Below are 12574 nucleotides of genomic sequence, written 5' to 3'. Positions count from 1 at the left end.
CACTGAGCCTAGTCGAACGACTGCTACCCTGGGATGGTCAACCCTTTGAACCCCAGCCTTCGGAGAGCGTTCCATGTCTGACCGTTATATCGACTTCGCCAACTCAAGCCTCGGCCATCGCCTGGTCGCCGCCATTGGCCTGCCGTCACCGGTACGCCTGGAACGCTGGCAAGCCGGACGCCTGCGCCCGGTCGAAGGCGCACTGTTGCTGGGCGGCGGCGCATTGACGAGCAAGGTGCTGGCGTTTGCCAATCGGCTCACCGACGCCATCTACAGCTACGGCGCAGAAGCCTCGACGGCATCCGCGTGGATTCCCGGGCACGGCCCCAAGCTCAAGGCGGTGGTGTTCGACGCCAGTGACTTGAAGCACACCGACCAACTCAAGCAACTGCGTGAGTTCTTCCAGCCATTGCTGAAAAACCTAGACCATAGCGCGCACCTGGTGATCCTCGGCCGTGCGCCGGAAAGCCTCAGCGACCCGTTTGCCGCCAGCGTCCAGCGCGCCCTGGAAGGCTTCAGCCGCTCGCTGGCCAAGGAACTGCGCAGCGGTGGCGTGTTGCAGTTGCTGTATGTGGGTGACGGGGCCGAGGACCAATTAGAGGGCGCGCTGCGGTTTTTCCTCTCGCCCAAAAGCGCTTACATTTCTGGCCAAGTCATTCGCCTGTCAGCCTGCGACACCCCGGTCGAAGACTGGACGCGCCCGCTGGCGGGGCGCAAGGCGCTGGTCACTGGCGCCGCCCGGGGCATCGGTGCGTCCATCGCCGAAACCCTGGCCCGCGACGGTGCCGAGGTGATTTTGCTCGATGTGCCCCAGGCCAAGGCCGACCTCGAAGCCCTGGCCGCACGCCTGAATGCGCGTACGGTGGTGCTGGATATCTGCGCCGAAGACGCCGCCAGCCAGTTGGTCGAACACTTGCCCGACGGGCTCGATATCCTGGTGCACAACGCCGGCATCACCCGTGACAAAACCCTGGCCAACATGACGCCCGAATACTGGGACGCAGTGCTGGCGGTGAATCTCAATGCTCCGCAAGTGCTGACCAAGGCCCTGCTCGACAGCGGCACTCTGCACGACAACGCACGGGTCGTGCTGCTGGCGTCCATCAGTGGCATCGCCGGCAATCGTGGGCAAACCAACTATGCCGCGAGCAAGGCCGGTTTGATCGGCCTGGCCCAGGCATGGGCGCCCCTTTTGAAGCAACGCGGGATCAGCATCAACGCCGTGGCGCCGGGCTTTATCGAAACCCAGATGACCGCACACATCCCGTTTGCCCTGCGTGAGGCCGGGCGACGCATGAGTTCGCTTGGCCAGGGTGGCATGCCACAGGACGTGGCCGAAGCCGTGGCCTGGCTCGGCCAGCCGGGCTCCGGTGCCGTCAGCGGCCAGGCGCTGCGTGTGTGTGGGCAAAGTCTTCTGGGAGCATAAGCATGCAATGGCAAACCTTGGACAGCACACCGTCGCTACTCCCGCTGTACTGGCGTGCGGCACTCAAGCGCAAGATCACCGGCAGCACGTTGCCCGAACGCGGCTGGCGCTGTCGGGTCAGCGTCGATCCCAAGGCCGTCGCGGCGTACCGCAAGGTCTGCGGGTTCACCGACAGCCCGATGCTGCCAGCGACTTACCCGCACATCCTGGCGTTCGGTCTGCAACTGCAACTGCTGACCGACAAGGCGTTTCCGTTTCCGCTGTTGGGGCTGGTCCACCTGAGCAATCGCATCCGCATTCACCGGCCTCTGGGCGGCGTGGGAGAGCTGAGCATCGGTGTGTACGCGCACAACCTACAGCCCCACGCCAAGGGCGCGACCTTTGACATTGCGACCGTGGTCGAAGATGCCCTTGGACTGCTATGGGAAGCCGAAAGCCAGATGCTCTGTCGTAGCGTAAAGCTTGAAGGCGAATCGCTGAATAACAGCGTGCACGTCCCAGGGCCGCTCAACGAACTGACCCGCTGGAAAGCGCCCACCGATATCGGTCGCCGCTATGCCCGCGTGTCCGGCGATTACAACCCCATCCATCTCAGTGCGCCGACGGCCAAGCTGTTCGGTTTTCCCCAAGCCATCGCCCATGGGCTGTGGAACAAGGCCCGCACGCTCGCGGCGCTGGGAGAACACCTGCCGGCCGCCAATATTGAAATCAATGTCGAGTTCAGGAAACCCGTGTGCCTGCCCGGTGAAGTGATATTGATGAGCAGCGCAGCCGGTTCCAGTGGCGAGTTGGAACTTAAAGGGCCGGGCGGCATTGAGCATATGTTCGGAAAGTGGCAGCCGATCGCCTGAAAAAACCGATTAATTGTATATATACACCCAAAGTTATAGCGGACCTTACGAGGTCCGCTTATTTATTCAACCTTTTGATTTACATCACCTAAATTTCAGTAAGCATCCTTGCCATACACCCTTTGTATTAGTCGCTAAGTTGACCGATGCCTAGGGTATATAAATTGTTAATACCAAGTTGAGCGTTGTGCGAAAGAGTGCCATGGCCTGAGATAGAACCACGGACAAATCTATTGCTGCCCCAAGAAGTAGCGAAGGTTTGAAACAACCCAGGTTGTACCAGGTGCAAGGAACTCAATCATGAAAACTCAAGTCGTGTTGTGGAAAGCAAGTACCGCGTTGGCCCTGATTCTGGCAATGAGCCTCGGCGGCTGCAGCAGTGGTGGCGGCGGGCATAAATCCAGCGTGGCGGCGTCATCGCCGGATGCTGGTGCAGGTGCGGGCACAGGTGACGGCGGCACGGGTGGCGGCACTGGCGGGACTGGTGGTGGCACTGGCGGCGGTACTGGCGGCACTGACGGTGGGACTGGCGGAACCGGCGGCGGAACCGGCGGCACTGACGGTGGCACTGGTGGAACCGGCGGCGGCACGGGCGGCACTGACGGTGGCACTGGTGGCACGGGCGGCGGCACGGGCGGCACTGACGGTGGCACTGGTGGGACCGGCGGTGGCACGGGCGGCACTGACGGTGGCACTGGTGGGACCGGCGGTGGCACTGGCGGCACAGGCGGCGGCACTGGTGGGACCGGCGGTGGCACTGGCGGCACAGGCGGCACTGGTGGGACCGGCGGTGGTACTGGCGGCACAGGTGGCGGCACCGGCGGGACGGGTGGTGGCACTGGCGGCGGAACAGGTTCGACAACCACCCCACTGATCACTGGCCAGATCGCCGGCACCCTCGGCACCACCGTAGGCAATGTAGGCACAGCGGTGGGTGATCTCGGCGGCACCCTGACCGCGGTTCCGATCGTAGGCACAACAGCAGGCGGGCTGGTCACCTCGGTCGGCACGGCTGTCAACACCATCGGCACCGGAGTCACAACAGGCTTGGGTTCCCTGGGGACCAGCAGCAACTCGCTGGGCATTACGGTCGCAGGTGTCGGCGGCGGCGTTGCTGACTTGGGCAGCGGCCTTTCGACCACCGGCCAATCACTGTCGACCACCCTCGGCGGTGTACCCGTCGTCGGCGGCCTGACAGGTGGCGTAGGCACTGCAGTCGGCGGCGTAGTGGATAAAGTCGGCACTACGGTAACCATGCTCGGCGATACCCTCAGTACCGCCAGCACCACCGGCCCATTGGGCTCGTTGACCAACACCCTCGGCGGCAAAGTAGTGGTGCCTGTGGTATCGCTGGTGGAAAACACCACCGGCAACCTCGGTACGGCAACCGGCCTGGGCACTCCAGTCAATGGCCTGCTGGATAAAGTCGGCTCGACGGTCACCAGCCTGGGGACTCAAGTCGCCAGTACTGGCGGTACCGGCAACCCTGTCACTACCGTGGTCGGCAGCGTGCTGACTGGCGTTGGCGGCACGCTCGACAAGTCTGGCGGCTATGTCGCCCCAACCGGTGGCACCGCAGCTCCCGGCATTCCAGAACTGGTCGGCGGCCTGGTCAGCAACGTCGGTACCGGCCTGAATGTCGGCAACACCAACGGCACGGTCAGTGCAGCGGGTGTAACCGGTGGCGCGCTGGGCAACACCATCGCTTCGGTAGGGACTGTGCTGGGTGGTACAGGTGTCGCCAACACAGGCGCCACGGCACCGGTCGCCGCCGTGGCAACCAATGTCGGCGCCGCGCTTAACCCGGTCACATCCGGCGTCACCGCGCTGACGCAAAACATTGGTACTACCACTGGCGTTGGCGCTCCGGTCAACGGGCTGGTGACGCAAGTGGGAGGGGCAGTCAGCAGCGTAGGCACCAACCTGACTGCCGCCAATGCAAACCCGATCACCAACGCAGTGGGCACCACCGTAACGGCTGTCGGCAACACTGTAGGTTCGGTGGGTGGCTTGGTCACCGGCGGCACTACCGGCACCAGCGGTGGCCTGCTCGGTGGCTTGAACATCGGCGCCACCACCACGACCACAGGCACTGCCACAACCACCGGCGGCACTACAGCCACTGGCGGTCTGGGCGGTTTGTTGAACGGCCTGACCGGCAAATAGAAATGCACCTGGCCGATTAGACGGCCTCCCCTACAGCGCCTACGCTTGGTTGAGACGAGAGACCCTAAATAAGTCTCTCGTCTTTTTTATGGGCGACGCCTTGTGTGATGAGCCGCCACCCTCCCGAACCGAGTCCCAGAACCCGGCGGGCCCGAAGCGCTGCTGCAGTTGACCATGGAGTGTCCTATGCGCGTATTAACGCCGTTGTTAATGCTAACCCTCAGCGCTTACGCCCAGGCCGAGCCCCTTCCCAGCTTTTTGAACAGCAATGACACCGTGCGCACCTTGCCCGTACCCAACCTGCCCGCCGATGCCTATCGACCGGCCACGCCACAAACCCAAGTGCCTGAAGCACCGCCGACTGCCGGCCAGCCCCTGTTGATGGACACCAAGGTCACCATTCGCAAGCTGCAGATCGAAGGCGGCACCATTTACCCGCTGACCGAGACGGCCCAAGTCTACGCACCGCTGATTGGCCGTGAGACCAACCTCGCGCAATTGATCGAAGCAACCCGTGGCATCACCCGCCGCTACCAGGAGGACGGCTACCTGTTGTCCTACGCGTTCCTGCCACAGCAGAATTTCGAAAACGGCCTGGTCCGCGTTGTTTTGGTGGAGGGTTACATCAAGGACTACCAGCAAACCGGCGACATCGGCTCGGTGTCGGCCTACGTCGACAAACTGGCGAAAAAACTGTTGGCCGAACGCCCGCTGACGCGCAAGACCTTCGAGCGCTACACCACGCTGATGAGCCGCATTCCCGGCCTGACCGTACAAGCCCAGGTGCCACCGCCCGGCACCACCGATGGCGCCACGCACATGCAGATCCAGGCCAGCCGCAAACCTTTCACCACCAGCATGAGCCTGGTGCAGAAAAGCCGTGGCGGTACGCAAGCCTTGCTCAGCGCCACCAGCAATTCGCAAACGTTCATGGGCGAACAACTGACCGTCAGCGGCCTGTTCCCGCCCGGCGAGGACAAAGAGCATTACTACCGTGTGGACTACAACCAGTTCATCAATGCCGAGGGCACCCAACTGGCACTCGCTGCCGAACGTTACCGCGCCGACCCCAACAGCAGCGTGCAACTGGACGGCGGCTTCGAGCTCAAGCCGCACCAGTCGATCGATCGCTATTCCATCGGCCTGAGCCACCCGTTTATCGCCTCTCCCACCGAGTCATTGAGCCTGGGCACACGCCTGTACGTGGTGGACCAGACCACCCGTTACAAGCTGGTGGGCTACCCGCTGAGTTTCGACATCGAATCCAACCTGCGCGCCCTCGCCTTCGAGGGTGATTGGCGCAAGGCCGACGCACGCCGGTTACGCATCATCAGCGGCGGCCTGTACCAAGGCATCGACGGTTTGGGCGCCAAGGCGCGCAGTGACCTGGACGTGGCAAAACCCGACCTCGATTTCTTCCGCCTGCGCCTCTCCGGCGTGCAAAGCGACAAGTTCTTCGACAACTGGCAAGGCGTGCTCTCAGGTGCGTTGTACTGGAGCAACAACACCTTGCCCGACAGCGAACGCGCCACCTTCGGCGGGCAAAACTTCGGGCGTGGCTATCCTGATGATCAAGGCTCGGGCGACAAGGGCTGGGGGGTGGCGTACGAGGTCAACTACAGCTTCAACCGTGCTGGCAACTGGGTGAAGGTTTTGCAACCCTACGTGGTGCTCGACCGCGCCAAGACCTGGTTCAACGACCTGCCGGTCAAGGCCAGCGACATGTCTTCGGCGGCAGTGGGGTTACGCTTTGGCGATAACAAGTACTACAACATCGCCCTGGAGGCGGCCAAGCCGATGTCGGATATCGCCCTGGACAGTTTTAACCGCAGGCCACGGTATACGCTGAGTTTCAGTTATCAGCTTTGAGGAGCTTGATGCCTTGATCATTTGTTGGATCAGACTCGGTGAACATGTGGGAGGGGCGGTGCGACGATTCGACTTGCTCCCGATGGCGGCCTCAGGGCCGACCAGGATGTTGGATTAGACCGAGTACATATCCGTTATTTAGGTAACGGCCACTATTGGTTCCGCTTTTACAGCGGGTCACTTTTGGAAAAGAGCCCGGAATGCCGGCCCAGCCAAAAGTAACCAAAAGGGCTCTTGCCCCACCACTCGGCACCTCGCTTAGGCTCGGTGTGCCCGTAATCCGCCATGGATTTGGGGGGCCGCCGCCACGCGCCATCCATGGCGCGGGGCGGCTAAACCGGCATCCCTGCCGGTTTACCCCCCAAATCCCTGTCGAATTCCGGCCAGCGTGGTTTAACGGGGCGCCTCAGATCAAAAGCAGATCAAGAGCGGCTCGCTTCGCATCGTAGTTACCGTAGGGGGCTGCGAACTGAATTTGTGTAGATACCCATGCCACGATGAGGGAGTGTCAGCAAATGCATTTTTGCCTGACCCACCGCTATCGGGGGCAAGTCGAATCGTCGCACCGCCCCTCCCACATTTTGACCGAGGTGTATTAGTTCAATACCTGTCAGTTGTCAGGCAGCACTCGCATTTGATCCATCGATCAATGAGGCTTCGAGGGGGGAAACAAGTTATCCAGCGTATCAATCAACCGCACCAGATAGATCGGCTTGCGAAATAGATCCAGCACCTGCAAGCGCAGCATATCGCTGACATCATCCATCTCGGCATGACCGGACATCACGATCACAGGCAAATGCGAGCGAGAGGTATGTTCGCGCAGGCGCTTGATCAAGGAGATACCACTTTCCTCAGGCATACGCAGGTCGGTGATAACCAGGGCGATATCGGGATTAAGTGTCAGTTCTTGCAGGGCAAAAGTAACGGACGTGGCGGTAAAGCAGACGAATCCCTCGTTTTCGAGGGATTCGGCCAACTCGATCAGCGCATCCTCCTCGTCGTCCACCAATAGGATTTTTTGGCGGGATGACGAGGGGTTGCTCATGGGCAGTACCTGTTAAAAAGAATCACCGGAACGAAAACGTACAGCAGTTACGGTTAAGGCGCAGCTGGCAGCGCATCAGACACTTGCTTAAAGATGCCTTTTATCTTATCGCCAAGCCCAGTACCAATGCCGACGATAACCAACGCCACTATCGCCACAATAATCACATATTCAATAGCCGACGCCCCCTCTCTGCGACGCAGAAATAACTGGGCATGAATGTACAACTTCAAGAACAGGTCAAGGATCATAGGAAGATCTCCTTCATGCGCCACAAAGCGCCGTTACAGCTGGCCCGCACAATGATTGCCGTGTGCCACTAGAGCATTGTCAAGAAATTTAACACTCACAACTGTAAGAACGCATTAATCACAAAGTATTAGTCGCCGCAAACACGCCGCACATCCTGCATTTACAGGACCACCCTTGAACCTCAGATAATTTTTTCGTTCGGTAATGGCATTTTGTCCTAGCTGAGCTACCTTCAAATAGCCAAATCGTTAGTTGTTCATCACAGCCAAGTTGCGAATTTAACTCGTTTGAAGTAACGGGAAAAAAGCCGTGCAACAGGATAGGGAGAGCCGTCATGAACAGTCGCATCAGCATGGTCCTGGCTGGCTTGCTGCTTGTTGGGGCTTTGATTGCAGGGTATTGGGGCCTGGTGCTTAGCCGTTCTCCAGTGCCAGTGGCGGCCCCATCACCAGAACCTGTCATTTCCGTTGAAAAAACCGTCGCCGTCGTCGAGGACCAGACCCGCCAGCCGGTGGTGGTGCTGGTACACGCGGTGCCGCCTTTCGTCGCTCTCACTGCCGCCGATGTGGCGGTGGAAAAACTGCGCACCGTCCCGGCCGGGAGCCTCACTAGTCTCGACCAGGCCATCGGCCGCGCGCCTTTGCGTGCCCTGGGTGCCGGCACCTGGCTGAACGAAGAAAGCTTCACCGCCGGCGGCCCCCTGGCCCGCATGATCCGGGCGAATGAACGTGCCCTGGCCGTGGCTGTCGATGAAGTCATCGGGGCCGGTGGCCAGTTGAGCCCCGGCGATTACGTCGATGTGTTGCTGTTCCTGCGCCAGGACAATGCCAATGCCGAGCAGTCGGCACAGGTGGTTATTCCGGCGATTCGCTTGCTCAGCGTCGGCGATCAACTGGGCCTGGCCAACGACGGCCAACCCGCAGTGCCGCCACCGGCCACCGCCGAAGAACGCGCCCAGGCGGCCCAACGCCGTACCGCCGCGCGCAGCGTCGTGCTGGCAGTGCCAGAACCGCTGCTGAGCCGGCTGATGCTCGCCTCCCAGGCCGGCACGTTGCGCCTGGCCGTGCGCAGTGCCGATGAGCAACTGCTCAGCCGCTACTGGGCTGGCGAAAGCGATACCCCGGACAAAGTGCAAAGCGCCAACCGCGACCTCTACCAATTCACTCAATTGGCCCTCAGCGGACCGCCGAAGAAAATCGCCCCCACGGTTGCCGACACCGGCCAGCGTCGCGGCGTCGAAGTGATTCGCGGCGCAGCGTCAGCACCCCAAACCCCCTGATTGAACAAGGATGCCTTGAATGAGCCAACGCTACGCTCAATTGGCCTTGGCCTTGATGCTGCCGTGCTTGCCCGTGGGCGTGGCGATGGCAGCACCGGGTAACTGCAACACCCTGGGCCAACTGCCCGCTGTGGTCGAGGTGGGCGAAGGTTTGCAAACCGAACTGCACTCGCCGGTGGCGATCACGCGCCTGGCCATTGGCGACCCGAAAATCGCCGACGTGCGGGTCAATGGCGACCGCAACTTCCTGCTGACCGGCGTCGGCACCGGCGCCACCAGCCTGATGGTGTGGACGAGCTGCTCCACCGGCCCGCGCCAGAGCATGGTGTTCGTCAAGGGCAAGGCCACTTCGGCGCTGACCAGCCAATCGCTGTCGCCCTCCGAAGACCCGACACTGCCCAGCCAAGTGCAGACCGACATCCGCTTCGTCGAAGTCAGCCGTACCAAGCTCAAGGAAGCCAGCACCAAGATCCTCGGCATGGGCAAGAACTTCTTCCTCGGCAGCCCCGACCTGCTGTCTCCAGCCGAGAGCGTGTTCAAATTGCCGGTGAGCGCTGACAGCTTCAACATCGGTTTCGGTGGTGGGCGGGTCAAGGCATTGATCAACGCGCTGGAGAGCAGCGGCTTCGCCTACACCCTGGCGCGCCCGAGCCTGGTGGCCATGAGCGGCCAGAGCGCGACCTTCCTGGCCGGTGGTGAAGTGCCGATCCCGGTGCCCAGTGCCGGCAGCGATACCATCACCATCGAGTACAAGGAGTTCGGTATTCGCCTGACCCTCACGCCCACGGTCATCGACCACAATCGCATCGCCCTGAAAGTCGCCCCGGAAGTCAGCGAACTGGATTACAACAATGCGATCCGCATCGAGGGCATTCAGGTGCCGGCCCTGACCGTGCGACGTACCGACACCAGCGTGTCGTTGGCCGACGGCGAAAGCTTCGTGATCAGCGGCCTGATCAGCAGTACCAACCGTTCCACCATCGCCAAGCTTCCGGGCCTGGGCGATATCCCGATCCTTGGCGCGTTTTTCCGTGACTCCAATATCCAGAGCGAAGAGAAAGAGCTGCTGATGATTGTCACCCCGCACCTGGTTCGACCCTTGGCGGCCAATGCGCAATTGCCGTCCTTGCCCGGCGAAAAACTGCGCAACTATGACCCGAACTGGTTCCGCCTGTTCTTCCTGGAAAACGGCAACTTCGACCGTCGCAGTGGACTTTCCCAATGAGCGATAGCCTGAGCCAGACCTTCCTGGCAATCACCCGCAACAGCACCGACCTGGAATGGCTCCAGGGTGCGCTGGCACCGCTGGGTCAAGTGATCAGCGTGGGCGGCGGCAGCCTCGACGAACTGCTGGCGCTGGTGGACGTGACCTTCGCCAACCTGGTGTTCGTGGGCCTGGACCGCGAGCACCTGGTGGCCCAAAGCGCCTTGATCGAAGGCGCACTGGAAGCCAAACCGATGCTGGCGGTGGTCGCGCTCGGCGATGGCATGGATAACCAATTGGTACTCAACGCCATGCGCGCCGGCGCCAGGGACTTTGTCGCCTATGGCTCGCGCTCCAGTGAAGTCGCCGGGCTGGTGCGGCGCCTGAGCAAACGCCTGCCGCCCACCGCGCCCAATGCCCACCTTGGCGGCCTGACCGTGCTCTACGGCGCCCAGGGCAATACCGATGGCGCCCTGCTCGCCAGCCACCTGGCGATGGTGGTGCAAAAGAGCGGCCAACAAACCCTGCTGCTCGACCTCGGCCTGCCCAAGGGCGACAGCCTCGCGCTGCTGGGCCTGGAGAGCACCTTCAATTTCGGCGACGCCTTGCGCCACCTGCGCCGCCTCGACACCACACTGATCAACAGCGCGTTCACCAGCACCGACACGGGCTTGCGCATCCTCGCCTACGCCGGCAACGAAGAGCCCCTGGAAGTGACCAGCGCCGCCGAGCTGTACATGCTGCTCAGCGCCCTGCGCCAGCACTTCCAGCACATCGTGGTGAACCTCACCGGCCAGGCTGACAGCGAAGCGTTGCGCACCTTTGTCAGCCACTGCGACAAGCTGCTGTGGTGCACCGACCAGGGCGTACTCGACTGTCGCCGCAACCTCGCGGTGCTGAACCTGTGGCGCGAAAAAGGCATGAAACTCGACCATGCCAAGCTGCTTGTCGACCGCTATATCAAAGGCTGCGCGCCCGACACCGAAGCCCTGGAAAAAAGCTTCGGCCTTGAGTGCATCGCCGTATTGCCGCTGAGCCCCGAAGTGCGCCTGAACGCCAAGAACCAGGGGCAAAGCCTGTTCACTTTGGCGCCACGCGAAGCCTTGACCCAAGCCCTGCGTCAGCTGGGTGAGCGCCTGGCGAAACGCTCCGAGGGCATTGCAAAACCCTCGACGCGCTGGTTCGAGCGCCTGTTGGGGCCAGGTCGATGAACGGCGAAAAACTCTTCGGCGCCCCAACTCGCGGCGCCGCCGCGCACAACGATCACGACGGCCTGAAACTGGTGCTGCATCGCTACATCATCGACGCCATCGAGGAGTCCGGACAGAATTTGCTGGAAGGCTCGCGCCAATCCCTGGCGCAATTTGTCATCGACAAAGTCGCCGAATACATCACGCGCATGCACCTGGCGATCTCGCGCTATGAGATGGAGCGCCTGGCCGAAGAAATCGTCGATGAGCTGACCGGCTTCGGCCCACTGGAAGTGCTGCTGCGCGATGTGTCGGTGACCGAGATCCTGGTCAACGGCCCGCACCGGGTGTTTATCGAGCGCGACGGTGTGCTGTACCAGAGCGACCTGCGCTTTATCGATGCGCACCATGTGGAGCGCGTCATGCAGCGCATCCTTGCGCCACTGGGGCGGCGCCTGGATGAATCCTCGCCAATGGTCGATGCGCGCCTGCCTGACGGTAGCCGGGTCAACGCGATCATCCCGCCGATTGCCCTGGATGGGCCCTGCCTGTCGATCCGAAAGTTTCGCAAGGACATGCTCAAGAGCAGCGACCTGGTGGCGATGCAAACCATAGACCACAGCATCTTCGAGTTCTTCCAGGAGGCGGTGGGCAAGCGCTGCAATATCCTTATCAGTGGCGGCACCGGTACCGGCAAGACCACGCTGCTCAATATCCTCAGCCAATTGATCAACCCCCATGAGCGCCTGGTCACCATTGAAGATGTGGCCGAACTGCAACTGGGCCACCCCCATGTGGTGCGCCTGGAAACCCGCCCGCCCAATGCCGAAGGGCATGGCGAGGTCAAAGCCAGCGACCTGATCCGCAACGCCCTGCGGATGCGCCCCGACCGCATCATTCTTGGCGAAATTCGCGGCGTGGAAGTACTCGACGTGATGACCGCCATGAACACCGGCCACGATGGTTCCATGAGCACCGTGCACGCCAACAATGCCCAGGACGCGCTGCTGCGCCTGGAAACCCTGGTGGGTCTGACCGGTCGCGTGGTGGCGGAAAAAACCCTGCGGCAAATGATCTGTGCGGCACTCGATGTGGTGATCCAGCTGACACGCCTGCCCGATGGGCGCCGGTGCGTCAGCGAGGTGGTGGAAGTGGTGGGCGTGCGAGATGACGTGTATGTCACCAATACCCTGTTTCGCCTGGACCGCCGTACCGGTTTTGGCTTCCTGCGCGAGGCGCTCAACCCGGCCGGTGACAAGCTGCGGCGTGAATCGGCATTGCCGTTGTAG

General features: G+C 61.7%; 10 protein-coding genes. 8 read left to right on the top strand and 2 right to left on the bottom strand.

The window, feature by feature from the left end:
• The first annotated feature begins 73 nt into the window (after positions 1-73).
• The 4 genes from LJX92_RS03175 to LJX92_RS03160 all read left to right on the top strand — a co-directional run bounded on the left by LJX92_RS03175 (position 74) and on the right by LJX92_RS03160 (position 6312).
• Positions 74-1426 (top strand): 3-oxoacyl-ACP reductase, encoded by a 1353-nt coding sequence (locus LJX92_RS03175; RefSeq protein WP_228309304.1) that lies wholly within the window; start codon positions 74-76, stop codon positions 1424-1426.
• Positions 1427-1428: 2 nt separating this feature from the next.
• Positions 1429-2277 (top strand): MaoC family dehydratase, encoded by an 849-nt coding sequence (locus tag LJX92_RS03170; protein WP_228309303.1) that lies wholly within the window; start codon positions 1429-1431, stop codon positions 2275-2277.
• 300 nt (positions 2278-2577) lie between these two features.
• Entirely contained in the window at positions 2578-4443 is a 1866-nt protein-coding gene (locus LJX92_RS03165; protein ID WP_223018704.1) for a collagen-like triple helix repeat-containing protein, read from the top strand.
• 186 nt (positions 4444-4629) lie between these two features.
• A complete protein-coding gene (locus LJX92_RS03160) occupies positions 4630-6312 on the top strand; it encodes a ShlB/FhaC/HecB family hemolysin secretion/activation protein (protein ID WP_122732315.1) in 1683 nt (560 codons plus the stop codon).
• Between the two features lie 646 nt (positions 6313-6958).
• Here the strand turns inward: LJX92_RS03160 and LJX92_RS03155 are convergent.
• Together LJX92_RS03155 and LJX92_RS03150 are read right to left on the bottom strand one after the other, a co-directional pair.
• Positions 6959-7360, bottom strand: a complete 402-nt coding sequence (locus LJX92_RS03155; protein WP_032878083.1) for a response regulator — start codon at positions 7358-7360, stop codon at positions 6959-6961.
• Positions 7361-7413: 53 nt separating this feature from the next.
• Positions 7414-7611 carry a Flp family type IVb pilin gene (locus LJX92_RS03150; protein WP_032878084.1) on the bottom strand — a complete coding sequence of 66 codons (198 nt, stop codon included), beginning with the start codon at positions 7609-7611 and terminating at the stop codon, positions 7414-7416.
• A 335-nt stretch (positions 7612-7946) separates the two neighbouring features.
• On the opposite strand from LJX92_RS03150, the gene cpaB reads away from it, so the two are divergent.
• The 4 genes from cpaB to LJX92_RS03130 are packed head-to-tail and all read left to right on the top strand — an operon-like array spanning position 7947 to position 12574.
• Entirely contained in the window at positions 7947-8891 is a 945-nt protein-coding gene (cpaB, locus tag LJX92_RS03145) for a Flp pilus assembly protein CpaB (protein WP_032878085.1), read from the top strand.
• Between the two features lie 19 nt (positions 8892-8910).
• On the top strand, positions 8911-10116 hold the full coding sequence (locus LJX92_RS03140; RefSeq protein ID WP_032878086.1) for a type II and III secretion system protein family protein: 1206 nt from the start codon (positions 8911-8913) through the stop codon (positions 10114-10116).
• A complete protein-coding gene (locus LJX92_RS03135; protein ID WP_032878087.1) occupies positions 10113-11306 on the top strand; it encodes an AAA family ATPase in 1194 nt (397 codons plus the stop codon). The genes LJX92_RS03140 and LJX92_RS03135 overlap by 4 nt, the downstream gene beginning before the upstream one ends.
• Positions 11303-12574 (top strand): CpaF family protein, encoded by a 1272-nt coding sequence (locus LJX92_RS03130; RefSeq protein ID WP_032878088.1) that lies wholly within the window; start codon positions 11303-11305, stop codon positions 12572-12574. Before LJX92_RS03135 ends, LJX92_RS03130 begins: the two co-directional genes overlap by 4 nt.

The organism is Pseudomonas sp. HN8-3 (assembly GCF_020790195.1).
In the GTDB taxonomy this organism is placed as follows: Bacteria; Pseudomonadota; Gammaproteobacteria; order Pseudomonadales; family Pseudomonadaceae; genus Aquipseudomonas; species Aquipseudomonas synxantha_A.
The sequence above is the reverse complement of the archived record's forward strand: the minus strand, read 5'-3'. Positions and strand labels throughout refer to the sequence as shown.

What these genes read in the sequence shown, in the direction of transcription:
- LJX92_RS03175 (WP_228309304.1), top strand. Translation starts at nt 74, where the DNA reads ATGTCTGACCGTTATATCGACTTCGCCAACTCAAGCCTCGGCCATCGC.
- LJX92_RS03170 (WP_228309303.1), top strand. Translation starts at nt 1,429, where the DNA reads ATGCAATGGCAAACCTTGGACAGCACACCGTCGCTACTCCCGCTGTAC.
- LJX92_RS03165 (WP_223018704.1), top strand. Translation starts at nt 2,578, where the DNA reads ATGAAAACTCAAGTCGTGTTGTGGAAAGCAAGTACCGCGTTGGCCCTG.
- LJX92_RS03160 (WP_122732315.1), top strand. Translation starts at nt 4,630, where the DNA reads ATGCGCGTATTAACGCCGTTGTTAATGCTAACCCTCAGCGCTTACGCC.
- LJX92_RS03155 (WP_032878083.1), bottom strand. Translation starts at nt 7,360, where the DNA reads ATGAGCAACCCCTCGTCATCCCGCCAAAAAATCCTATTGGTGGACGAC.
- LJX92_RS03150 (WP_032878084.1), bottom strand. Translation starts at nt 7,611, where the DNA reads ATGATCCTTGACCTGTTCTTGAAGTTGTACATTCATGCCCAGTTATTT.
- cpaB (WP_032878085.1), top strand. Translation starts at nt 7,947, where the DNA reads ATGAACAGTCGCATCAGCATGGTCCTGGCTGGCTTGCTGCTTGTTGGG.
- LJX92_RS03140 (WP_032878086.1), top strand. Translation starts at nt 8,911, where the DNA reads ATGAGCCAACGCTACGCTCAATTGGCCTTGGCCTTGATGCTGCCGTGC.
- LJX92_RS03135 (WP_032878087.1), top strand. Translation starts at nt 10,113, where the DNA reads ATGAGCGATAGCCTGAGCCAGACCTTCCTGGCAATCACCCGCAACAGC.
- LJX92_RS03130 (WP_032878088.1), top strand. Translation starts at nt 11,303, where the DNA reads ATGAACGGCGAAAAACTCTTCGGCGCCCCAACTCGCGGCGCCGCCGCG.